Source organism: Bacteroidota bacterium (genome assembly GCA_036522515.1).
GTDB lineage: Bacteria > Bacteroidota > Ignavibacteria > UBA10030 > SZUA-254 > VBOC01.
The window spans coordinates 1-22,492 of record DATDFQ010000034.1; the positions used below are offsets into that span (position 1 = coordinate 1).

General features: G+C 57.6%; 20 protein-coding genes. 3 read left to right on the forward strand and 17 right to left on the reverse strand.

Annotated features, from left to right (window positions below):
* The coding region (locus tag VI215_05260) for a type II toxin-antitoxin system prevent-host-death family antitoxin (protein HEY6191722.1) at positions 1-249 on the forward strand (249 nt) is incomplete at its 5' end.
* A gap of 1,535 nt (positions 250-1,784) precedes the next feature.
* Here the strand turns inward: VI215_05260 and thrC are convergent.
* The 15 genes from thrC to VI215_05335 all read right to left on the reverse strand — a co-directional run bounded on the left by thrC (position 1,785) and on the right by VI215_05335 (position 19,323).
* Positions 1,785-3,095 (reverse strand): threonine synthase, encoded by a 1,311-nt coding sequence (thrC, locus tag VI215_05265; GenBank protein ID HEY6191723.1) that lies wholly within the window; start codon positions 3,093-3,095, stop codon positions 1,785-1,787.
* A 66-nt stretch (positions 3,096-3,161) separates the two neighbouring features.
* The gene (locus VI215_05270) at positions 3,162-4,103 is read right to left on the reverse strand and encodes a homoserine kinase (protein HEY6191724.1); all 942 of its coding nucleotides are present in this window, start codon (positions 4,101-4,103) and stop codon (positions 3,162-3,164) included.
* A gap of 128 nt (positions 4,104-4,231) precedes the next feature.
* Positions 4,232-6,685, reverse strand: a complete 2,454-nt coding sequence (gene thrA / locus VI215_05275; protein HEY6191725.1) for a bifunctional aspartate kinase/homoserine dehydrogenase I — start codon at positions 6,683-6,685, stop codon at positions 4,232-4,234.
* A 4-nt stretch (positions 6,686-6,689) separates the two neighbouring features.
* Entirely contained in the window at positions 6,690-9,119 is a 2,430-nt protein-coding gene (locus VI215_05280) for an ATP-binding protein (GenBank protein ID HEY6191726.1), read from the reverse strand.
* Between the two features lie 3 nt (positions 9,120-9,122).
* A complete protein-coding gene (gene rodA, locus VI215_05285) occupies positions 9,123-10,340 on the reverse strand; it encodes a rod shape-determining protein RodA (protein HEY6191727.1) in 1,218 nt (405 codons plus the stop codon).
* 1 nt (position 10,341) lies between these two features.
* On the reverse strand, positions 10,342-12,165 hold the full coding sequence (gene mrdA / locus VI215_05290) for a penicillin-binding protein 2 (GenBank protein ID HEY6191728.1): 1,824 nt from the start codon (positions 12,163-12,165) through the stop codon (positions 10,342-10,344).
* A 1-nt stretch (position 12,166) separates the two neighbouring features.
* A complete protein-coding gene (mreD, locus tag VI215_05295) occupies positions 12,167-12,655 on the reverse strand; it encodes a rod shape-determining protein MreD (GenBank protein HEY6191729.1) in 489 nt (162 codons plus the stop codon).
* On the reverse strand, positions 12,652-13,485 hold the full coding sequence (gene mreC / locus VI215_05300; GenBank protein ID HEY6191730.1) for a rod shape-determining protein MreC: 834 nt from the start codon (positions 13,483-13,485) through the stop codon (positions 12,652-12,654). Before mreC ends, mreD begins: the two co-directional genes overlap by 4 nt.
* Positions 13,486-13,512: 27 nt before the next feature.
* On the reverse strand, positions 13,513-14,538 hold the full coding sequence (locus VI215_05305) for a rod shape-determining protein (GenBank protein HEY6191731.1): 1,026 nt from the start codon (positions 14,536-14,538) through the stop codon (positions 13,513-13,515).
* 27 nt (positions 14,539-14,565) lie between these two features.
* Positions 14,566-16,119, reverse strand: coding sequence for a bifunctional phosphoribosylaminoimidazolecarboxamide formyltransferase/IMP cyclohydrolase (purH, locus tag VI215_05310; GenBank protein ID HEY6191732.1), 1,554 nt, complete (start codon positions 16,117-16,119; stop codon positions 14,566-14,568).
* Entirely contained in the window at positions 16,116-16,754 is a 639-nt protein-coding gene (purN, locus tag VI215_05315; GenBank protein HEY6191733.1) for a phosphoribosylglycinamide formyltransferase, read from the reverse strand. The genes purH and purN overlap by 4 nt, the downstream gene beginning before the upstream one ends.
* 84 nt (positions 16,755-16,838) lie before the next feature.
* Positions 16,839-17,777: an LD-carboxypeptidase gene (locus VI215_05320; protein HEY6191734.1), complete on the reverse strand. Its 939-nt coding sequence runs from the start codon at positions 17,775-17,777 to the stop codon at positions 16,839-16,841.
* 167 nt (positions 17,778-17,944) lie between these two features.
* Positions 17,945-18,520 carry a TMEM175 family protein gene (locus tag VI215_05325; protein HEY6191735.1) on the reverse strand — a complete coding sequence of 192 codons (576 nt, stop codon included), beginning with the start codon at positions 18,518-18,520 and terminating at the stop codon, positions 17,945-17,947.
* 324 nt (positions 18,521-18,844) lie between these two features.
* Positions 18,845-18,994 (reverse strand): hypothetical protein, encoded by a 150-nt coding sequence (locus VI215_05330; GenBank protein ID HEY6191736.1) that lies wholly within the window; start codon positions 18,992-18,994, stop codon positions 18,845-18,847.
* Between the two features lie 137 nt (positions 18,995-19,131).
* Positions 19,132-19,323, reverse strand: a complete 192-nt coding sequence (locus tag VI215_05335; protein HEY6191737.1) for a CPXCG motif-containing cysteine-rich protein — start codon at positions 19,321-19,323, stop codon at positions 19,132-19,134.
* Positions 19,324-19,341: 18 nt separating this feature from the next.
* Here VI215_05335 and VI215_05340 point away from each other — a divergent pair, with 18 nt between their 5' ends.
* Positions 19,342-19,926 (forward strand): pseudouridine synthase, encoded by a 585-nt coding sequence (locus VI215_05340; protein ID HEY6191738.1) that lies wholly within the window; start codon positions 19,342-19,344, stop codon positions 19,924-19,926.
* A 21-nt stretch (positions 19,927-19,947) separates the two neighbouring features.
* On the opposite strand, the gene VI215_05345 is transcribed toward VI215_05340, so the two are convergent.
* Positions 19,948-20,457 carry a DUF1572 family protein gene (locus VI215_05345; GenBank protein HEY6191739.1) on the reverse strand — a complete coding sequence of 170 codons (510 nt, stop codon included), beginning with the start codon at positions 20,455-20,457 and terminating at the stop codon, positions 19,948-19,950.
* Positions 20,458-20,463: 6 nt separating this feature from the next.
* Complete coding sequence (locus VI215_05350) at positions 20,464-21,768, reverse strand: YCF48-related protein (GenBank protein ID HEY6191740.1); 1,305 nt, start codon at positions 21,766-21,768, stop codon at positions 20,464-20,466.
* Between the two features lie 48 nt (positions 21,769-21,816).
* Here VI215_05350 and pdxH point away from each other — a divergent pair, with 48 nt between their 5' ends.
* Positions 21,817-22,440, forward strand: a complete 624-nt coding sequence (gene pdxH, locus VI215_05355) for a pyridoxamine 5'-phosphate oxidase (protein ID HEY6191741.1) — start codon at positions 21,817-21,819, stop codon at positions 22,438-22,440.
* Positions 22,441-22,492: the final 52 nt, after the last annotated feature.

Consider the following 22,492-nt stretch of genomic DNA (forward strand, 5'->3'; position numbering starts at 1 on the left):
TCAAGCCTTCGAAACCGGACGCGAGAGATTGCTATGATCTGCCACGATCAAGACCAACCCGTCTACTTGACCACTAACGGCGAGGGTGATCTGGTTGTCATGAGTATTGATCATTATGAACGTCTCAAAGCTCAGGTTGAAGTCTTCGAGAAATTGGGTGTAGCGCAGTCGCAATCACGGTCGCGGAAGAAAGGCGTCACACACAAAAAGATGATGGCGAAGCTCCGGGCTCGCATTGATGAGCACTAGGCACGTCCTCCGTTATCTTCCTGCCGCTCAAGATGACCCGCTCGCAATCCTCGACTACATAGCTGAAGATAGTTCCGTTCGGGCAGAAGAGTTCGTTGCGGACCTTGACGATCGCATCGGACTCTTGGAGAAAAGCCCACTGCTGGGCCGAATTCCGCGCCACCCGAGACTTCGAGAATACGGTTACCGTGTACTGATCGTTCAGTCTCACCTGGTCTTCTACATGATACGTGGAAATACCATCGAGATACACAGAGTCGTTCATGGGTCCCGTAATCTCGATCAGCTCATTTGATCGGTCGGCTATTCAGATTCCTGATGGCGCATTTCAGATAACGTGTCGGCAAACAACGCAATACTTTTGTGAGCCTATATTTCTCATTTTAGCGAACAAAAGTATTAAGCGATCTCGATTGCATTCTCGAGTTTCTTTCACCGGCGCCGTTGTTTACAGTGTTAGGCGCTGGCCCGCGGCCAAGTTCGCAACCGACGCCAGAGAGAACTAAGACCCCGGCCGCCGACAAAGAGGCCAACTCCCAAAAGAAGCTGTATCAGACTCAAGATAATCGTGACCCAAGCGTCTCGAACCACTTTTGGGGGAAATAAGCCTTTCTGATTTTCAGCTATTAGGTTAACTAAATATGAAACTCCTAGAAACGAACGTTGAATTCCACCCGCAACTATCAAAGCACCAACAGCCGAAAAAAGTATTGGCTGCAAATCCGGAAGTGTCTCCGACGATTCGATGTGATCCGTCTGAGACGTCCCTAGCATGTAAGTTGAAATCTTAGCCGCGAAAAGGATTAATGAAGTGCCGGAAATCAATAGAATTAAGGTTGCTGAGAGGGATGCCAATAAGAACATAGGATGTTCCTTGCCAGTTATGTCAGTTTCTGCAAATATGGGCGCCAGGTTCTGAAGGGACAGTACCGACTCAACGAGGAAGTAAATGCCTAGAATCCGTAACGAAACCATCGCGAAGGCTCTTGATTGCGTCAATGGTCGCTCCGTTATTTGTCGAACTTAAGTAAGTTAATGATTGAATGTGGCTTGGGACAAGCCGAGACTGCGGGCTTGCCCCTGGACTTCGATCAGATACAGAAGGTATTTCCGAACATCGTCGCTGGTTAAGTCTCGGGGATGCTTCGGATGGAAGTATCTGACGAACGATCGCAGGCAGCTGATGTATGCCTTGATCGTTTTATGGCTGTAGTTTCTTAGCAACAACTCCCGTCGGACCGCCTCAAAAAATCCGACTGCTTTTGTTGTTGTCCCGTCAACTCCTGGCATTGCCGCCTCCCCAAAAAAACAAAAACCCGCAGTTAAGACCCCCCGAGGTCTGATCTTACGGGTTCGTCGATTCTTATAGCTTCAACAGATCGTGACCGAAAGCCCTCCACGCGGGTCCTCTCTGAGGCAGTTCTTAATTCAATTTAATATACACTAAAATCCTCCATTAGGTCAAATGCTATGGAACTTCAAGAGGTGAAGGGATATACGACGTGGCATGGGGAGGCGCAGGTGCTAATCGCCCACTAACCGGCGAGCAAGAGGTCCTTCAAATCGCCGTAATTGGCGCGGATCGGGGTGCTTTGCTTGGGCCGCGCGAGTGCTTCCTTGAGGGCAGCGGGAAGAGGAACGGCTTCCTTTATCGCGCCTTCGACGATCTCGGGAAACTTCGCCGGGTGTGCCGTCGCGGCGACAATGATGGGATTTTGGTTGCCCCCGCGAGCCATTACTTTCCGTGCGGCGGCGACACCGACTGCAGTGTGAGGATCAAGGATATACTTGCTGGATCGGTATGTGGCGCGTATTTCTTCGAGCGTTTCGGGGTCGGAGACCGGAATCGCTTCGATATCCTCGCGCATTCGATCGATGTTATCGTCATAGAGATTCTGAAGTCTCGCGAAGTTGCTTGGGTTGCCGACATCCATCGCGTTCGAGAGTGTACGCAGTGAGGGCTTTGGAGTAAAGACTCCGCTCTGCAGATACTTTGGAACAACGTCATTCGCATTTGTGGCAGCGACAAGTTTACCGATTGGAGCGCCCATCCGTTTCGCATAGGCAGCCGCGGTGAGGTTTCCAAAATTTCCACTAGGTACGACGAGCGTCGGTCTCGCGGCGGAACCATGCTGATTCTGTGCAAGCTGGCTGAGAGCCGAGACATAGTAAACGATCTGTGGCAGAAGGCGCCCCATGTTCATCGAGTTCGCAGTTGTAAGTCCGTGAGCTGCGAGCAGATCCTCATCCACAAGGGCTTGCTTGACGAGGGCCTGGCAGTCGTCGAAGGTCCCCTTGACTTCAAGCGCCCGGATATTCCCGCCAAGGGTTGTCATCTGCTGCTCTTGCAGTTTACTGATCTGGCCCGAAGGGTAAAGGATGTATACTGTGACGTGAGGGACGTTGTGGAAACCATGCGCCACCGCGCTTCCGGTGTCGCCGGAGGTCGCGACGAGGATCGTCAGTTCTTTCTTTTCCTGGGAGAGGAAGTACGATGACGCGTTTGCCATGAACCGCGCGCCGACATCCTTGAATGCGAGTGTCGGGCCATGGAAAAGCTCGAGGAGATAAATCCCGTCCTGAAGCTGCACGAGTGGAATCGGGAAATTCAGGGCCTTGCTTACTATAGTACGGAGATTCGCCGGAGGGATGTCGTCGATATACGGGGTAAGGACCTTTTCGCCGACGGAGTGGAGAGACTCGTCGGCGATCCGATCGAGCAACGTCCTGGGGAGAAAGGGGATCGATTCCGGGACATAGAGTCCGCCGTCGGGTGCGATCCCGCGAAAAAGGGAGTCGCGAAAACTTACAGGCGGGCTTTTCTTCCTAACGCTTTGGAATTTCATAAGGATTCGCTCAGAACGGGGATCGTATGAAGATTACGTCTTGTATCGCCCCCGCGTCGCGTGCAATCACTTCATCCAGATCGCTTTGGTCCCGGCAAGATTTACTTTCGAGATGTACACCTCACTGCGAACATGCGCCGAGCGCCGGAAGGCGGAGGCCATTGCGAGGCCGATCTTCTTCGCCGCCGTCATGGAAGGAGCGACGGCAAAGATCGAAGGTCCGGAACCGGAAATCGAACAACCGAACGCCCCGGCTTTCAAGGCCGCGGTCTTGACATCGCCGAATCCCCGGATCAGGCGAGCGCGGGCCGGCTCAACAATCACGTCCTCGATGCATGTTCCGACGAGATCGAGATTGCCGGCAATCAACCCGGCGGTGAGTCCGCTGACATTTCCCCATTGGCGGACGGCCTTACGCAGGCTGACAGATTCAGGGAGGATATTTCGCGCGTCGCGCGTCTTCACCATAAGGTGGGGATGAACGACCACCCATACGATTGAATTCCTGATAGGGATCGAGACGGCGTCGAGCGGATCATAACTTCTGATCAGCCAGAGGCCGCCCAGAAGGGAGGGTGCGGCATTGTCGGCGTGGGGTGATCCGGCAGCCATTCGCTCTCCCTCGACAACGAATCGAAGCAGTCCGTACTTTTCGAGCGGTTTCGGAAGAAGTTTGTTCACGGCGAAAACCGCCGCCGCGCTGCTCGCCGCGGAACTGCCGAGGCCGGAGCCTACCGGCATTTTCTTGTCCAAAACAAGATCGATTCCAAACGGGGGTTTCGCTTCGTCGAGAAGGAGGGAGGAAACATATGCGGCGACGTTTTTTCCTGGATCCAATGGTATGCCGGGCTGCTCGGTCTTTACGGAGAACTTGAGGCCGGGTTCCTTACGCCGTTTTGCAGTGACGAAGTCACCCGGCCTGTCGATGGCAAGGCCGAGGACGTCGTAGCCGGGTCCAAGGTTTGAGATGGAGGCCGGGGCGAAGGCTCTGATGGATTTAGGGTGCATGCGTAATCATTTGTCGGTGAAGAGAATTAAGATCCCGACCAAAAGCATGTCGGGATGACGAGCGGGGGAGATCCTTCGTTCGCTTCGCTCTCTCAGGATGACACATCGAGAAGGGATGACGACCCAAATTAGTAAGGTAAGTAATGCAACAGCTTCAGGATATCCGAGAACACGCCCATCGCGGTGACGTCTGCGCCGGCCCCGGGGCCCTGAACCACGAGGGGGGTCTGGGAGTATCGGTGCGTCGTGAAGGCGATGACGTTGTCGCTCCCCTTGGTGGCGGCGAGGGGATGATGAGCCGGGATCTCCTTGAGGCCGGCGCTGGCGATTCCGCCTTCCAGTGTTCCGACGTAGCGCACGACCGCGCCGTTCGCCTTCGCTCGCTTCACGCGGCGCTCGAGGAGCCGGTCGAACCGGGTGTACCGTTCGAAAAACTTTTCAGAGAACGAGCCCTTGCGTAGCGGTGGCGGCACAAGATTTTCGACCTGGATCTCCTTGAGTTCCACCTTGAATCCGAGCTGGCGGGCGAGGATGAGGAGTTTTCGGGCGACGTCTTTTCCCGAGAGGTCCTCGCGCGGATCGGGTTCGGTGAATCCCCGTTCGAGTGCCTTGCGGACAAGCGCGCTGAAGGAGCCGCTTCCGTCGTACGTATTAAACAAATAGCTGAGCGTCCCTGATAAAATGCCGTCGATCCTGACGATCGTATCTCCGCTCGCCACCAGATCCTGCAAGGTCGAGATGACCGGCAATCCCGCGCCGACATTTGCTTCATAAAGAAAATGCTTCTGCCTCTGCTGCAGGAGATCTACAAGCGTCGTGTATTGCTTCCAGGGGAGGACGTTCGCTTTCTTGTTCGGCGTGATGACATGCATGTTCGCCCGGACAAAATCGGGGTACGCATCCACGAGGTCGGAACTCGCGGTGCAATCGACAAGCGCGACGTTGACCATTTCCAGATCCGCGATCCGTTGGGCGGCATCGAGAGGGTCGAACCGCTCCTTCGCCCGCTGGAGCGCCTCTTCCCAGCGCTCGAGATCGAGGCCATTCTGTTTCAGGAGGAGGTGCCTGCTATTGGCGATACCGCAGACGCGGAGGTCAAAACCCTTCTTGAGCAAAAATGGCCGCTGCTGCCGGACCTGGCGAAGAAGCGCGCTGCCGATGTTTCCGACGCCGACCACAAAGAGCGAAAGCTGTTTCCGCTTCTCGAAGAACGCCTGATGAATGACGTTGACGGCCCTGACGCCCTGAACGGAGTCGATCACGAAGGAAATGTTGCGCTCGGACGCTCCCTGGGCGATCGCATTGATGTTGATATTGTTCTGGCCGAGCGACTGGAAGACCTTGCCGGAAATTCCGGGAACGCCCTTCATTCCGTCCCCGATGATCGCGACGATCGTTTGTCCCTTCTTATGATCCAGCGATGTGAGCGAATGCTGGAACTCGTACCGGAACTCGTGGGCGATCGCCCTCGATGCGGTCGCGCCGTCCGAGGCTTTGATGGCGAAACAGATCGTATGTTCGGACGACGCCTGGGAGATCAGGATGACGTTCACTTGGTGCGACGCGAGCGCGCGGAAGAGGCGCTCCGCCGTTCCGGGAACGCCGACCATGCTGATTCCCCGGAGGGTCATGAGGCTGATGCCGTCGACGGAGGTGATTCCCTTTGCCACGCGGTCGTCTTCTTTTGGACGCTTGGTGACGAAGCTTCCCGGCGCGGCGGGATTCATGGTATTTTTGATCAGGATCGGTATATTTTTGGCCACTGCGGGGCCGATCGTCGCAGAATGAAGCACCTTCGCCCCGAAGTAGGAGAGTTCCATCGCCTCTTCGTACGAGATGTTCGGAACGACAAACGCAGTCGGGACCACGCCCGGATCGGCGCTGTAGATTCCGTCGACGTCGGTCCATATCTCGATCACCGATGCGCCGAGTGCGGCCCCGAAGATTGCGGCGGAGTAGTCCGAGCCGTTCCTCCCAATTGTCGTTGTCCGGCCGTCTTCCGTCGAGCCGATGAATCCGGTGACGACAGGAATGACCGACTTGGGCCGAAGCTTTTTGAAATGCGCCCGGATGGCGGCATTCGTCCGGTCGAAGATCACACTTGCCTGCGTGAATTGATCGTCCGTCACGACAAGGCCGCGCGCATCGACGAACTCGGCGCGGTGGGTGCGGTTCAGATAGGAAGCCAGGATGAGGGCGGACATCCGTTCGCCGAAACTCCCCGCGACGTCGAACGCCCTCGGGGGGCAATCGCGTAGCAGATAGATTCCGTGGAGAAGATCCCGGAGTTCGCGGAACCATCCGTCCAGGATCTGCGAGGTTCGCCGGTCGACGCGGCCGCCCCGCAACTTCTTCAGCGTGTCGCGGTGACGGTGCTCGATCTGCCGGAGAACACTCCGGTGAGCCGGGTTTCCGGCGGCGGCGAGGCGCGCCGATTCCAGCAACTGGTTCGTGATTCCCTGAAACGCGGAAACGATTACGGCGACGCGCTCTTTCTTCGAAGCCGAAAGGACGATGCGCGCGACATCGCGCATCCGCTCGGGGGTAGAAAGGGAGGAGCCTCCGAACTTAAGAACCTTCATCGGATCAGTCCCTCATCGCGTTCCAGTGGCTCGAGAACTCGGAGAGCTTCCGGTCGACAATTTCGTGGAGGGTGCCTTTTTCGAACGAGCCCCCCTTAAGCTGTCTGCCGGCCCGGTGTCCGGTGAGGATTTCGAGGCCCTCGTCGATGGTGCTGATCGAATGGACATGGAACTTTCCGCGGCGGACCGCGTCGACGACCTCGTGCCTCAACATGAGATCCCTCTCGTTCTGCTTCGGGATGATCACGCCCTGCTTCCCCGTCAGCCCGCGCGCCTTGCAGATCGTAAAGAAGCCTTCAATTTTCTGGTTCACGCCGCCGATAGGCTGAATCTCCCCTTTTTGATTCACCGAACCGGTGACGGCGATATCCTGCCGGAGCGGAACATCCGCGAGACTCGAAAGGATCGCATAAATCTCGGTCGACGAGGCGCTGTCTCCGTCGACTCCCCCGTACGATTGCTCGAACGTAATGCTCGCGTTCATGGTAAGGGGCCGACGCTGGGCGTACATCCCGTGCAGATATCCGCTAATGATCATCACACCCTTGCTGTGGGAGGGGCCGCTCAGGCCGGACTCGCGTTCGATGTTGATAATGCCGCGTCTTCCGATCGACGTCTTGGCAGTGATCCGGGAGGGAATCCCGAACATGTACTCGTGCATGTCGTAGATGGTGAGGCCGTTCACCTGGCCGACGACCGAGTCCGAAGAATCGATCATGATCATTCCTTCCATGATCAGCTCATGCATCTTTTCTTCGGCGAGCTTGATACGTTCGACGCGCTCCTCGATTGCCTTCCGGACGTGCGCATGCGTAACCGGCGTCTTGTTTTCCTTCCCGGCCCAATAATTGGATTCGCGCATCAGGTCGGCAATCAGATTAAACCGCGTCGAAATCTTGTTTTGTCGCCCGGCGAGACGCACGCCGTGTTCGATCACCGCCGCGATCCCCGACCGGTCGAACGGCTTGAGCTTCTCATCGTCGCAGATCATCTTCATGAACGAGACATACCGGTCGATGGAGTCGCGGATCTGGGGCATTTCGGTGTCAAAATCGGACCGCACCTTGAAGATCTTTTTGAAATCGTCGTCCTGCTCGTACAGAAGGAAGTAGATCGACGCGTCGCCGAGCATCACGACTTTCACGTCGATCTCGACGGGCTCGGGCTTGAACGCGGAGCTCGCGCCGAAGAGTCCGGTCTCGAGAGGCTGAATCTCCAACAGCCCGTTCCTCAGCGTCCGTTTGAGGTTCTGCCAGACGCCCTGCTCGATGAGCGCGTCGAGCGCGTTGATGACAAGATACCCTCCGTCGGCTTTCAGGAGCGATCCGGGCTTGATGAGAGTGAAATCCGTTCTCCAGACTCCGTTCCGGTCGACTTCCCGCTCGATCGTGCCGAAAATATTCCTGAACCTGGGGTTGGTCTCGATCACGATCGGGACCCCTTTGGTCTCCGAATTATCCACGACGACATTCACCTGGTATTCCAGAAACGAATCGGGCTCCTGAGGCATTCCCGGCAATCCCATCATGGCGCCCGGCTGTTCGTCCTGGGGCCGGAAACGGTTGAGATCTTCCATGATATGGCGCTGCACATCTTCCAGATACTGGAGCACTTTCTGGTCGGTATAGACCTCCCTGATTTCGTCGATACTCTCCTTCACCAGGGGAAGTATGAAACGTTCGGAGAGCTCGTTCAGAGACTCTTTTAGTTTGCGCTCGATGTTCCGGAGCTCGCGAAGAACCAGCTCCATCTGGCCCTCAAGAACGCCGCGGTCCTTCGTCATCTGCTCGATCTGTTCCTTGGTGATCTGACCCTGCGTCATCAAATTTTCGAGTTGGTCAAAACTCACCGGCTGGCTGTTGACCACGGGTGTGATGTCGGGCCTCATCGCTGGTCCGACCTGCACCTGCACCACCTCGAACCCCTTTTCTTTTACTTTCTTTTCAAAGTCGCTCAGGACGCTATGTTGCCTTTCCTGGAAGTGTTCCATCATCCGCTTCCGTTCCTCTTTATAGCGCTTCCGCTCGAACGCGGCCGGGATGTTCTTCGCAAGGTCCTGGATGAGGTCGGTCATCGTTTGCCGGAACTTCGAACCTTCCCCGGCTTTCAGCGTAATGAGGACCGGCTGATCGTTATTCTTGAAGTTGTGCACGTAACAGCGGTCTCTGAGGGACGCCGATTTCCCCTTGAAGTCGGCGAGCAGGCGCTTGATGGTCGTCATCCTCCCGGTGCCCGAAAAGCCGGTGACGAACACGTTGTAGCCGGGGTACTTCATCTCGAGGCCGAGCTTGAGGGCGCGCAGCGCGCGTTCCTGTCCGATAATCTCTTTCGTCGGCGTCGCGTCGTCGGTGGTCTTCACCCGGATGCTCGAGGGCTTGCAGTGCCACCGGAGACGGTCTGCCGGGAGTTCTTTCGGTTGGGGGCGTTTGGCCATGCCTTAGTACTCTTTTCTGTTCGTATACATGTTCAGGAGCAAACCAGCCATGATCATGTTCGTGAGGAGATTCGAGCCGCCGTAGCTCATGAAGGGGAGCGGGACGCCGATCACCGGCATCACGCCCATCGCCATCCCGATATTGATCAGGATGTGTATCATGAGCGCGCCGACGATTCCGATCGCGACGATGCTCGCGTACCGGCTCTTGACGATCGACGCGGTGCGCACACCCCGGAAGAGAAGGAGAATCAGAAGACTGAGGATGAAAAACGCTCCGACAAATCCGAACTCTTCGGCGGGCACGCAATAAATAAAATCCGTCCATTGCGCGGGGAGGAAATTCAGCTGTGTCTGGGATCCCTGCAGGTATCCCTTTCCGAACAACCCGCCCGATCCGATCGCGATCTTGGACTGGATCACGTTGTAGCCCGATCCGAGGGGGTCGGAGTCGGGGTTGAGGAACGTGATGAGCCGTTTCTGCTGGTATTGGTGGAGTTTCCCGACCACGTACTGAACGGAGACGCCGATCAGCACCGTGCCGGAGAAGACCGTCGCCGATGCGAGACGGTTCTCGCGCAGGTAGAGGAGTACGAGGATCGTCAAGACGAGAACCGAGACGAAGGCGGTGGTTCCAAAGAGACTGGCGATCGCGGATGCGACTGGCGCAAGGAGGGTCAGCATCATGAAATTCGAAGCGCCCGCCCAGTAGACGACGACCAGCAACACGCCGAGGTAGATGAGCGCCGTTCCCATATCGGGTTGAAGGAGGATCAACGCGACGGGAACGAGCACGATACCGAACGTGACCACGACATCTCCCAGCCGCTGCAGGCTCACGTGCCTCTGGGACAGGTACGACGCGAGGGCGAGGATGGTCGTCACTTTGACGATCTCGGAGGGCTGCAGGCCGAATCCCCCCACGCCGAACCAGCTCTTCGACCCGGCAACGACCTTTCCCATGACGAGCACAACCACCAGGATGGCAAGCGATATGCCGTAGAGCGGGTAGGAAAGGAATTGCAGCACCCTGAACGGGATCAGCATGATCGAGAACATGATCAGAAACCCCATCAGCGCCCAGATGAGCTGCCGGTGAAAGTACACCGACGCGCCGGCGTCGTAGGTCGCGCTGTACACAGACGCGATGCTGATCAGGAGGAGGAGGACGACGATCCCGATCGTCTGATAATCGATATGTTCCTTGAACCAGGTTTCCATTCTAGTGCGTGACCGCCTCGCGGGCGCTGCTTTTCGCCGCCATCAGCGACGGGGACTTGGGTAGATTCCGGATCAGCTTTCCGTAGAGGTACTGCTCGATGCACATCCCGGCGATCGGAGCGGCGACCGTTCCCCCGAACCCCGCGTTTTCCGCGAGGACGCAAATCGCTATCTTGGGGTGGTCTACGGGCGCAAAGCCGATAAACCAGGCATGGTCGGCACCGTGAGGGTTCTGCGCGGTGCCGGTCTTGCCGGCGACCGCAACCCCGGCAACTTTTGCGGCAGCGCCCGTTCCGCCTTCTTCGCTGACACACTTGTACATGCCCTCGCGGATCACCTTCCACGCCCGGTCCGATAATTCGATCTTTCTGGTGGCGAACGGAACCGCGCTCATCTCCCCGGTCGCCTTGTCGCGAATTCTCTGAACGACGTGCGGAGTGCGGTAATATCCCATGTTGCCGAGGGCCGCCGCATACGCCGCCATCTGGACAGGCGAGACGCCGACTTCACCCTGCCCGATCGCGAGACTGACGAGATATCCCTGCGTCCAGCGTCCTTCACCGTAAATCCGGTCGAAGTATGCTCCTGAAGGGAGGAGGCCGGAAGTCTCTTCCAGGATGTCGATGCCGGTGGGGGACCCGAAGCCGAATTCCTCGCCGTAATGGGTCCATGCTTCAAATCCGACTTTGAGCATGACCTGGTAGAAATACACATTGCACGACCGCTGGATCGCCTCCATCATGTTGGTGGAGCCGTGGGTCCCGTGGTCCTTGAAGACCCTGGTGCCGAAGCGGAATCCGCCCGTGCAGAAAATCCTCGAGGCGGGGTCGACCACGTTGCCTTCAATTGCCGCGGCGGCAAGAACCATTTTGAACGTCGATCCGGGAGGGTAGCGCGTCATCGTAGCCCGGTTGAAGAGCGGTTTGGTGGAATCGGTGTTGAGGGCGTTCCAGACGTCCGGCGGCGTCACTCCCCCGAAGGAGTTGAGGTCATAGTCGGGCTTGCTGACGAGCGCGATCACTCCGCCGTCATCCGGGTCGATCGCAACCACCGCCCCGCGCCTGTTCGCCAGGAGCGACTCCGCGAGCGCCTGAACGGAGCCGTCGATCGCGAGAAAGAGATCGTTTCCTTCCTGCGCCGCGATATCGTTTCTTCCGTCGTTGTAGGGGCCGAGCATCTGCCCCTTTGCATTGACCGTGATGAATTCGTACCCTTTCTGCCCTCGCAGGAACTCTTCGTATGCCGCTTCCAGTCCGGTCGCTCCGACCAGGTCGCCGGGATGATATTCTTCTCCCCTCGTCGTGAGTTGCTGGTCGGTGATCTCCTTCGTGTAGCCGAACAGGTGAGCCGCCTTCGCGCCGGTGGGATAGTACCGCTTCGATTCGATCTGGTAATCCACGCCGGGTAGCTTGTCCCTGTTTTCTTCAATGGCGGATAGTGTGGGAAAATCGATGTCGCGCTTGATCTTCGCCGGTGCGAACCGGTTGTACATCCTTCCTTTTTGCACGCGTTCCATGATGAATTCGGAATCGACGGCCAGGATCCGGGAGAGCAACGGTATTGCGCTCTGCCGGAATTCCGAGGGGGTGATTGTCACGGAATAGGAGGGACGGTTGTCGACCAGCAGCCGGGCGTTTCGATCGAACATGAATCCGCGGATCGGATCATGGGCGATCGGGCGGATGCTGTTCTCCTCCGATTTTTTTCCGTACACATCCGAATACAACAACTGCAGCTGGACCAGCCTTCCGAGGAGCAGCAGGAAGAGGACTCCCACGAGAATGAAAAACTGGTTTGACCGCTGGGACGGTTCGAATGCTTCCATGCTACCTCAAGGCCTTTCGCGCAAAAGCGAACATCGGGAGGAGGGTCCAGGTCGTGGTGTAGAACGCCGTCGCGAGGCCCACCTGAAGCACCGCGCGCAGGAGGCCGATCTCGCTCCCCTGGGCATAAATGATAAAGTAGAAGGTATTCTGAAGGACGGACACAAGGAGGACGATCAGCAGGAAACGATAACTCGCGAGAGTGGTTGTCGTCTTGTTCTCGTTATAAAAGTATCCCGAGCTGAACCCCGCGATCGTTTTCGTCAGCGCGGAAAGGCCGACGAAACTTCCGGTGGCAAGATCGAAGACCAGCCCGATTGCGAATCCCCAAATTGTGGCGGGGAGCTGTCCCTCCTTGAGGGCGATGTAGACGACCCAGATTGTCAGGATGTCGGGCGAGATTCCTTCGACGGACAGGAGCCGCATCGCCTTCGTCTGAAGGAGGATGAGGACGACCGAGATCAGGCCGTATCGGATGTAGCGGAAGATCATTTGGTCCGCGTCGCCTTCTTCTCGAGGTCCTTGCGTTCCGGATCCTGCGCGGCGGCCACGACGAACACCTGTTCCAGCGACGGGAAATCGACGGTCGAAGTCACCTCGACCTCCTTGAACAGGCTTCCCGGCTTTTCCGAGAGCCTGGAGACGATTCCGATTTTCACCTCGCTCGGGAAGACGCTCGAGTACTCCGAGGTGATGACGAGATCGCCCTCTTTCACGTCCTGGGTCTTGGATACGTTTTTCAGATGAAGGACCTCCCCGCCGTCCCATGCGAGGATCCCGTCGATCCGGGTCCGCTGGATCTTTGCGCTTGCGCGGAAATCCTTGTTCAGCACAAGCTGTGCGATCGAATATTTTTCGCTGGTCGCGATGATCTTTCCGACGAGCCCCGACTCGGAGATGACCGCCATGTCGGTCTTGACGCCCTCGGCCTCGCCGATATCGAGGGTGATCGTGTTTCGCATCAGGAGCAGGCTCTTCCCGACCACGTTGCCGGCCACGAGCTTGAAGGGGCTGTGCTGTTTCAGCCCCGCCAGGCCGCGGAGTTTCAGATTCTCAAGACGGGCCTCGCGAAGCAGGCTCACCTCGTTGGAGAGATTCACGTTGAGTTGCCGCAGTACTTCGTTCTCCCGCTTCAGCTCGACGACATTCGGAATGATCGTCAGCGCATTCTGGAGGAACCCGATCGCTCCGACCGTGTAGGAGCGGATCGCGCGGATCTGGGTGTTGTCGTTGAAACTGAGGAGAACGATTGAAATGATGATAAGGAGAGCGAGGACGACGTACTCTTTGAAATAGAGGACTATGTTGATGAGTCGGTCCATGCGCAGGTTACCACCGGATGGGTGGAATCAATATCTCCTGCTCTTCATGAGGACCTTGGAGTAGTGGCTCAGATGTTCGAGCACCTTCCCGGTGCCGCGCACGACGGCCGTCAACGGATCGTCGGCGACATAGACCGGCAGGCTCGTCTCAAGCCGGAGGCGTTCGTCGAGCTGCTTCAGGAGCGCTCCCCCGCCCGAGAGCATGATCCCCCGGTCGAGGATATCCGCGGAGAGTTCCGGAGGCGTTCGCTCGAGCGTCAGCTTCACGGCGTCGACGATCTGCTGGACCGATTCGTTCAGCGATTCACGGATTTCAACGGAGCTCGCCTCGGTGGTTTTCGGTATGCCGTTGACCAGGTCGCGACCTTTCACCTGGATGGTAATCTCCTCCTTGAGCGGCATCGCCGAGCCGACTTCGCACTTGATCGCTTCCGCGGTCCGTTCGCCGATGAGGATGTTATGGTTCTTTTTGAAAAACTGGATGATCGCATTGTTCATCTCGTCGCCGGCGATGCGGATCGATTCCTCGTTCACGATGCCGGAGAGGGCGATGACTGCGATCTCCGTCGTTCCTCCGCCGATATCGACGATCATGTTCCCCGCGGGGGCGTCGACGTCGAGGCCGATCCCGATGGCGGCGGCCATCGGTTCCGCGATGAGATGGACCTCCTTCGCGCCGGCATGCTCTGCGGAATCGCGCACCGCGCGCTTCTCAACCTCCGTGACACCGCTCGGCACGCAAACGACAATCCGCCGGCTGGGGAGCCAGTTCGAGTGGATCTTTTTGATGAACTCGCGCAGCATCCCTTCCGCGATCTCGAAATCGGCGATGACCCCGTCTTTCATGGGACGGATCGTCCGGATGTCGCGATGCGTCCTGCCCAGCATCTCGCGGGCCTCGTTGCCGATGGCGACGATCTTTTTCGTGTTCCGGTCGAACGCCACGATCGAAGGCTCGTTGAGAACGATCCCCTTGCCCTTCATATGGATAAGGGTGTTCGCCGTGCCGAGATCGATCGCCAGATCAGCCGAGAAGAGTGAAAGAAGGCTCATTGTGCCTCAAATGTTGAATGAATGATATTAATGTTTGAAGTGCCTGATCCCGGTGAAGAGCATCGCGATCCCGTTCGCGTCCGCGGCCGAGATGACCTCCTCGTCGCGAACCGAGCCTCCGGGCTGAATCACGGCCGTGGCGCCCGCCTTGACCGCTTCGATCAACCCGTCTGCAAAGGGGAAAAAGGCGTCGGATGCGACGGAGCTGTTCCGGAGGTCGAGGCCGGCCTCGCCCGCCTTCATGGCGGCAAGGCGCGAGGAATCGAAGCGCGACATCTGACCCGCTCCGATACCGAGTGTCCGGTCCTTCCGGGCGTAGACGATGGCGTTCGACTTCACGTGCTTTGCGACGCGCCAGGCGAATTGCAATCCGCTCTCCTCATCCGGTGTCGGCGCGCGTTTCGTGACAACCTTCAACTTTTCGGGCGCAAGCGTCATGTCGTCGGATGTCTGCACAAGCACTCCACCGGCGACGCTCCTGATCATCCATTCCTTCCCGGATCCGAGCTTCCCCGTTTGCCGGATCAAACGCCGGTCCCGCTTTTTCTTTAATACCTCGAGAACGTCGGCGGGAAAGTCGGGCGCGACAATCACTTCCGTGAAGACTTTGTCGATCAGGAGAGCGGTCGCCATGTCGAGCGGCTTGTTGACGGCGACGATTCCCCCAAACGCCGATTTTGAGTCGGTCGCAAGGGCTTTCTCGTACGCCGCGGCGAGGTTTTCGCCCGAGCCCGCGCCGCAGGGATTCGTGTGCTTGATGATCGCGACGGTGGGCTCGGAGAACTCTTCAGTCAGCCGTGCAGCCGCCTCGATATCGACGATATTATTGTAGGAAAGCTCTTTCCCGTGAAGCTGCCGGAAGAAATTCCTGAACTCTCCATAGAGTGCGGCGGCTTGGTGAGGGTTTTCTCCGTACCGCAACTCTTCGGATTTGGGGAGGACCATGGAAAGAAGCTCGGGGAGCGTATTCTCGCCCGCTCCGCCGGTGCGGTGGCCGAGGTATTCGGCGATCACGCTATCGTACCGGGCGGTATGCCTGAAAACTTCCCGGGCCAGTTCGAACCGGAGTGTTTCAGGGAGCGCGCCGTCGTTTTTTTCCATCTCCGCGATGAGTTCTCCGTACCGGGCCGGGTTCACGAGGGCGGCCTTATACTTGAAATTCTTCGCAGCCGCGCGCAATATCGTCGGGCCGCCGATATCGATCTGCTCGATCGCCTGATCGAGCGAGATGCCGTTATGGGCGACAGTTTTCTCGAAAGGGTAGAGGTTGACGACGACGAGATCGATCGGTGTGATGTCGAGCTCCGCGAGTTGCTCCTGATGGGCCGGATTTTCGGTGACCGCAAGAAGGGCGGCATGGATGGCGGGGTGAAGGGTTTTCACCCGGCCGTCCAGAATCTCGGGGAAACCGGTGACCTCAGAGACGGACCGCGCCGGGATCCCGGCATCCCGGAGGGTTTTCAGAGTCCCCCCAGTGGAGATGATTTCGACCCCGCGGCGGCTCAGGCTCGAGGCTAATTCAACGATGCCGCTCTTGTCCGAAACGCTGATGAGCGCGCGTTTGATCTGGACAAGATTCATGCTTCGCTTTCGGTCAGGGCGTGTCCTTTTCCGATGATGACCTTCCCCTCGGCAATCAACCGGATCGCTTCGGGATAGAGTTCATGCTCGATCGACGAGATCTTCGCGGCGAGCGTGTCGGGGGTTTCGCCAGGATCGAGGGAGATCGATCGCTGCAAGATGATTCTCCCGCGGTCGTATTCTTCGTCGACGACGTGCACCGTGGCACCCGAGAAGCTTACCCCGCTTCTGATCACCGCTTCGTGCACGAACCGCCCGTACATGCCGGGTCCTCCGAATGAGGGAAGAAGGGCGGGGTGAATGTTGATGATGCGGTCCCGGAAGGCCTGGACGATCGCGGCGGGAATCCTTTTCATGTAGCCGGCAAGGACGATGAAATTGACCCGGTGCTCCTCGAGCCGGGAGAGGAGCGTTCGAACGAACGAATCGTCGGAGTCGAACTGCTTTCGGCTGAGGTGGAGGCCGGCTATGGAACGTGACCGGGCGATTTGGAGAGCGCCGGAATCCGAGTTGTTGCTGATTACGAGCGCAATTTGGGCATCCGGAATGAATCCCGAGTCGATTGCGTCCAGAATTGCCTTCAAATTCGATCCTCTTCCCGATGCAAAAACTGCAATGCGTAACTTCCCGGTCAACGTCCGACTCTCTGCCGATTTTTGGACAATTTAACGATATTCCCCTGAAGAGTCAATCAATCCTGAGAGGAGGATCACAAAAATTTACGAAACCGCAGATTCTAAGAACACGATTCTGCCCCTCCCTGCGTCCGCCCTGACCCGGATCCCGACGGGCATCGTGAGGAAGTTTTTCACGTGCCCGTACCGTAATCCCCGGACCACCGGACATCCGCTCTCGCCGAAGGTTTCGTCGAAAATCTGCTGCAGGGTGAGGGACGGCTTCCCCGGGTCCGGCTTGCAGCCGGTGAACCCGCCGAGCACGATCCCTTTTACCTTCGAAAGAATCCCGGCGAGACGGATCTGACGCAACATCCGGTCGACCCGGTAGGGGCGCTCATCGATTTCTTCGAGGAGAAGAAGAGAGGGGGAGATATCCGGAAAGTAGGGGGTCCCGACCGACGCAGCTACCATGGTCAGATTGCCGCCGATCAAGCGGCCTTCGCCCGTCGTGCGACCGCCCCTCCCGGGTTTGCCCGCCTTCCCGGTGCGAATCGACGGAAGCCGTTTCGCGGAAGTCAGACAGCGCCAAAACCAATCTTCGGAATCTCCGCGGAATCCTGATGAGAGCTCCGACGCCACCATGGGTCCTGAAAACGTGAGGAGGCCGGTTCGGGTCAGGAGGGCAAGTTGCAGTGCGGTGAGATCGCTGTACCCGACAAAAATCTTGGGATGTTTTCTGATGAGGCGGTATTCCAGGTATGGCAGGATGCGTTGCGAGCCATACCCGCCCCGCGCCGCTATAATCGCCTTGACCTTCCTGTTTCCGAAGAGCTCGTTTACATCCGCGGCCCGTTGTGTGTCGGTTCCCGCGAGATAGCCGCGCTTGAGGGAAACGTTCTTTCCCAGTTCGACGCGGTAGCCGTTGCCTTCAAGGTATCGTATCCCGCGCGCGAGGGCGTCGTCAGTAGCAGGGGCGCTTGCCGGCGAACAAATGCCGATGACATCCCCCCGTCGCAACGCTCGTGGCTTGATCGTTTTCATGAACGTGCGGAAAGATAGAGAGATTTCGGACGAATATCAACGGAATAGGGTCGCGGGCGGCGGCTGAATTCCAACGGCCGAGCCAAAAAAACGCAGCCTCAAGGCTGCGGCTACCAGGCCCGAGTGACCGGTAGCCGCGACCTTCAGGTCGCGGGGGTGTCCGGGGGTCAATCGACCAGGTTTTTTTCGATCCTCCTGTCCGGGATCAGCCACATAATCGAAACCAGGGAGTACAATGCGAACCCGAACCACGCGTTCACGAAAGTGAGCACGATTCCGGCCGCATAAAACAGAATCGAGATCTTCCCTTTAAAGTCGCTGCCGAGAGCAGTCGCCAGGACGGACTCGCGGCCGTGCAGATGAACCAGAGTTTTTGCCAGGATGAAGTAGGCCACGGCCGCACAGAGAAGGACGACGCCATACAATGCGACGGGCCAGGGTGCAAAGCTATTTTCACCCATCCACGCGGTCACGAACGGAGTCAGCGATAGCCAGAACAGAAGGTGCGCATTAGCCCAGAGAACGCGGCCGTTGACGTGCTTGACCGCCTGGAGCATATGATGGTGGTTGTTCCAATAGATCCCGAGGAAAAGAAAGCTGAAGGCATAGCAGAGAAAGGGAGGTATCAGGGGGCGGAGCACGGAAAGAGTCGCATCCTGGGGCACTTTGAATTCAAGGACCATGATGGTAATGATGATGGCGATGACTCCATCGCTGAACGCCTCCATCCGGCCTTTGGACATGATTACTCCCTCTCACTGAATCTTGATGGCAAAATATACAGAGGAAGGTGCTCCGATGCAACCCGAGGGGAAGGAGGTCAGAGGGGGTTACTTCCGGGGGAAAATAAAAAAGGGCGGCCTGAGCCGCCCCCAGTCGCCCCCAAGAAAATGGCGTTAAATCAAACTTTCCTGATCCGAGATAAAATCGTCGATGGTGTACCGCTGATCCGAGCTCAGGGTCTCAATCGCCGCGTGGTGTTTCAGACGGCGCAGAAACAGTGGAACGAGAAGAAGTCCGGTAAGAAAAGCAGCAAGTGTCCAATGTTTCATGGGCGGCCCTTCGGTTCAGTGGATGCAGATGAAACTTTCGGATTTCCACAATTCAAGAAACACGATTCCGTACCAGGATTGCTTCTCCATCTCGTGGAGGAGTACGCACTCCATATACAACCGCTGTTCGCGGGTAAGCACCTGGAGCTGATATCGACGTTTCATGCACTGATCTCCTGAATTAAAATCACTCCGCTAATTAAATAACAAAGCAAGGAGGAGACTGTGCGTATGGTCACGGGTTGTGGGGGAGGTCACCGGGTAGGGAGGCGCGGAAGGGGCAATCGGCCCAGGTGAGGGATTTATCCCTCCTGTTCGGCACGGATTGAGATATTTTCTCCCCCGGAAATTGTAATGTGGATCACATTCGGCCGGCAGCAGACCGAGCAATCCTCAGTATACGACTGCCTGGGTCCGCCGGAAGGATCGACAGAAATTTCGTTTTCTTCTCCGCAATATGCACATTGGTAGGAACCCGATATGAGGTCTTGCATCGCGTCCAAAAGCGCTTATTGAACGAATTTCATTACATACTCCTCAACAAACCCTACGGCACTCTGTGCCAGTTCACAGGAAACGACGACAGAGAGACGCTTGCCTGGTACGGGCCGTTTCCCACGGACGTCTACCCGGCCGGGCGGCTCGATGCCGACAGCGAGGGGCTCATACTCCTTACGAACGACGGCCGGCTCAAACACAAGCTCCTCGACCCGAAGTTCAGGCATCCGCGCACGTACCTCGTCCAGATCGAAGGTTTGCCTTCTCCCGATGCGCTCGCCCGGTTGGCCAAAGGCGTGACACTCGAGGGCCGGAAGACTCTTCCGGCGGAAGTCAAAAAGCTCGGAGCGGAACCCCCGATCGCCCCCCGCTCCACGCCGATCCGATATCGCAAGAACATACCGGTCACATGGATTCAGATTACATTGAGGGAGGGGAGAAACCGCCAGGTGAGGAAAATGACCGCGGCAGTGGGACATCCTACTCTCCGCCTTGTGCGCATACGCATCGGACGGCTTGAAATCGGAGGTCTGCGCCCGGGTGAACATCGGGCGCTCACGAAGCCGGAAATCGAGAGCCTCCGAAAGGATCTGTTGTAGTACGGGCTCCCGGGGCCCCCCTCAGAGATTGAAAAACTTCAGGTCCTTCCCGGTCCGCAATTTCGTAATATAAATAATCTGCCCCAGGTGCTCCGCGAAATGCTCCACGATGTGCGAGATGGCGTAGAGACAGGTGTGGTCCCATTTCTGAAAGTGTCTCACCTCCAGGAGCCGGGAGAGATCAAATTCCATCAGCACCCGGTCCGCATCGTTGAGCGTCGCTTCGATTCGTTGCAGCAGTTCCGCTTTCGGGATCGGTCCGCGTTCCGAGAATTCTCCGGGACGATCGCGCGCGTAGGTTTCCCCTCCTAATCCCGAAACGATCCATTGCCGGATATTTCCCGAGAGATGAAGGATAAGATTGCCGATGCTGTTGTCCGTCTCATGGGCCCGCCACCAGACGTCGGGTTCATCGAGCGCTTCGAGACAGACCCGGACCCTCGGGAGGAATTCCTTCAGGAGGATCTTGCGGCAATGAGCGATGTGCTCGGCGCCTACCTCCGGGGGTGAAGATCCTTTAATGGGAGTCATAGCAGGTCACTTGAGCAATAGGAATTTTCTGGTCAGGGAAGAATTCGGGCCGGCCGGGTTGCCGGCCGCATTGAGCCTGTAATAATAGACGCCGCTTGCCAGGTTGCTTCCGTCGAAAGTCCTGGTGTAACTCCCGGGGCTCATCTCTCCATCCACGAGCGTTGCGATTTCCCTCCCCAGGAGATCGTACACCTTGAGGGTGACATTGCTGCCCGCTCCTATCTCAAAGGTGATCGTAGTCAGGGGGTTAAACGGATTGGGAAAATTCTGCCGGAGGTCGAAGCGCCCGGGCAGATCCGCCGCCGGGCCCTTTACTCCCGTTACAACCCGGCCTGTATCGGTCAGGAGAACGATGGTACCGTTCCCGCCTACCGCTATTGCCCGGTTCGTGTCCGTAAACGAAACCGCATAGAGATTCTGTCCAGTGCCGCTCGGAATGATCGTCCAATCGTTTCCACCGTCCGTCGTCCGCTTAATGATCCCGCCGCTGCCCACCGCAAATCCGGTATTTGCATCGCTGAAGGAGACAGCATAAAAATAGCTCAGAGTGCCGCTTGTCTGGGGAGACCAGATTGCTCCCCCGTTTGTGGTGCGAAGAATTGTTCCCATCGTCCCGACCGAGGTTCCGTGATTCGGGTCGCTGAAGGAGACGCCATAAAGATAATTCAGCACTCCGCTCGATTGGCCTGGCCAGGTGGCGCCGCCGTCGGTGGTATGGAGGATCGTTCCCCCGCCGCCGACAGCCGTTCCGTTGAGCCCGTCGGTAAATGCGACACCGAGAAGCGGATAGGCTTTGCCGCTGTCCTGTTGGATCCAGGTGGCGCCGCCGTCGGTGGTATGACAGATAAACCCGTGATCTCCGACGGCTGTCCCGGTGGAAGTATCGACGAACGAGACCGCAAACAGCGCGTCCTTTGTCCCGCTTGTCTGGGGAGTCCAGGTCACCCCGGCATCTATTGTCTTCAGTATGGTGCCGTTCGCGCCGACCGCCGTCGCTGTGAGGCTGTCCACATACGAAACCGCAAGGAGGATGTTCGAGGTGCCGCCCGCCTGATACTGCGTTTCCCAGGTGTAGCCGCCGTCCTCGCTCTTTTTGATCACACCAGCGTCTCCGACCGCCAGAGCCGTATCACGATGCAGGATCTCGACCCCCCAGAGGTTGATCACGCCCGGCGTGAGAGGGATCTCGCCCGGCAATTGGATTATTTCGCCGGCAACGGCTGACGGGTGTATTGATTGCGCAGTCGCATTGTGAACCGGAAGGATCGTGAGAGCAGCAATCACGGAGACGATCGAGCCAAATTTTTTCATTATTCAAAAATACACAATTAATCAGTATATTGCCAGAGAATGAACGCAATGAAAGGCGAAATGAACACAAACGGTTTGGATGAACGGACGATCGATCGCAATCCGATCAATCAGTTCAAGGAATGGTACGCGGACGCGCTTCGCTCGAAAGAATCCTTTGCCGACGCGATGGCTTTTGCGACGGCGACACCCGATGGAAAGCCCGCCGTCCGTATCGTGTTGCTCAAGGAGGTCGACGACCGGGGATTCGTTTTCTACACAAACTATTCCAGCCGGAAAGGCGAAGAGCTGGAGAGAAACCCCCTCGGAGCGCTCGTCTTCTTCTGGCGGGAACTCCACCGCCAGGTCCGGATTGAAGGCTCCCTCACCATGGTAACGGCAGAGGAGTCGAACGAGTACTTTGCGTCGAGACCGCGCGAAAGCCAGGTCGGCGCCCTTGCTTCGCCGCAGAGTAAGGTCATCCCCGATCGGGAGACGCTCGAGAAAGCCTTTCAAGAATTTGACCGCCGCTACCGCGATACCCCGGTTCCGCGTCCGCCGCACTGGGGAGGGTACCGGCTGAGCCCGTCGAGAATCGAGTTCTGGGAGGGGAGGGACGCCCGGCTTCATGATCGTATCGAGTATTTGCTGGAACAGGACGGGTCGTGGAGCATTCGGAGGCTCGCTCCCTGATCTCCCACCGATAAGAACGCCAACGCCCGGACCGGCGATGTGACCGGCCCTC

What these genes read in the sequence shown, in the direction of transcription:
- thrC (HEY6191723.1), bottom strand. Translation starts at nt 3,095, where the DNA reads ATGAAATTCCAAAGCGTTAGGAAGAAAAGCCCGCCTGTAAGTTTTCGC.
- VI215_05270 (HEY6191724.1), bottom strand. Translation starts at nt 4,103, where the DNA reads ATGCACCCTAAATCCATCAGAGCCTTCGCCCCGGCCTCCATCTCAAAC.
- thrA (HEY6191725.1), bottom strand. Translation starts at nt 6,685, where the DNA reads ATGAAGGTTCTTAAGTTCGGAGGCTCCTCCCTTTCTACCCCCGAGCGG.
- VI215_05280 (HEY6191726.1), bottom strand. Translation starts at nt 9,119, where the DNA reads ATGGCCAAACGCCCCCAACCGAAAGAACTCCCGGCAGACCGTCTCCGG.
- rodA (HEY6191727.1), bottom strand. Translation starts at nt 10,340, where the DNA reads ATGGAAACCTGGTTCAAGGAACATATCGATTATCAGACGATCGGGATC.
- mrdA (HEY6191728.1), bottom strand. Translation starts at nt 12,165, where the DNA reads ATGGAAGCATTCGAACCGTCCCAGCGGTCAAACCAGTTTTTCATTCTC.
- mreD (HEY6191729.1), bottom strand. Translation starts at nt 12,655, where the DNA reads ATGATCTTCCGCTACATCCGATACGGCCTGATCTCGGTCGTCCTCATC.
- mreC (HEY6191730.1), bottom strand. Translation starts at nt 13,485, where the DNA reads ATGGACCGACTCATCAACATAGTCCTCTATTTCAAAGAGTACGTCGTC.
- VI215_05305 (HEY6191731.1), bottom strand. Translation starts at nt 14,538, where the DNA reads ATGAGCCTTCTTTCACTCTTCTCGGCTGATCTGGCGATCGATCTCGGC.
- purH (HEY6191732.1), bottom strand. Translation starts at nt 16,119, where the DNA reads ATGAATCTTGTCCAGATCAAACGCGCGCTCATCAGCGTTTCGGACAAG.
- VI215_05320 (HEY6191734.1), bottom strand. Translation starts at nt 17,777, where the DNA reads ATGAAAACGATCAAGCCACGAGCGTTGCGACGGGGGGATGTCATCGGC.
- VI215_05325 (HEY6191735.1), bottom strand. Translation starts at nt 18,520, where the DNA reads ATGTCCAAAGGCCGGATGGAGGCGTTCAGCGATGGAGTCATCGCCATC.
- VI215_05330 (HEY6191736.1), bottom strand. Translation starts at nt 18,994, where the DNA reads ATGAAACGTCGATATCAGCTCCAGGTGCTTACCCGCGAACAGCGGTTG.
- VI215_05335 (HEY6191737.1), bottom strand. Translation starts at nt 19,323, where the DNA reads ATGCAAGACCTCATATCGGGTTCCTACCAATGTGCATATTGCGGAGAA.
- VI215_05345 (HEY6191739.1), bottom strand. Translation starts at nt 20,457, where the DNA reads ATGACTCCCATTAAAGGATCTTCACCCCCGGAGGTAGGCGCCGAGCAC.
- VI215_05350 (HEY6191740.1), bottom strand. Translation starts at nt 21,768, where the DNA reads ATGAAAAAATTTGGCTCGATCGTCTCCGTGATTGCTGCTCTCACGATC.
- pdxH (HEY6191741.1), top strand. Translation starts at nt 21,817, where the DNA reads ATGAAAGGCGAAATGAACACAAACGGTTTGGATGAACGGACGATCGAT.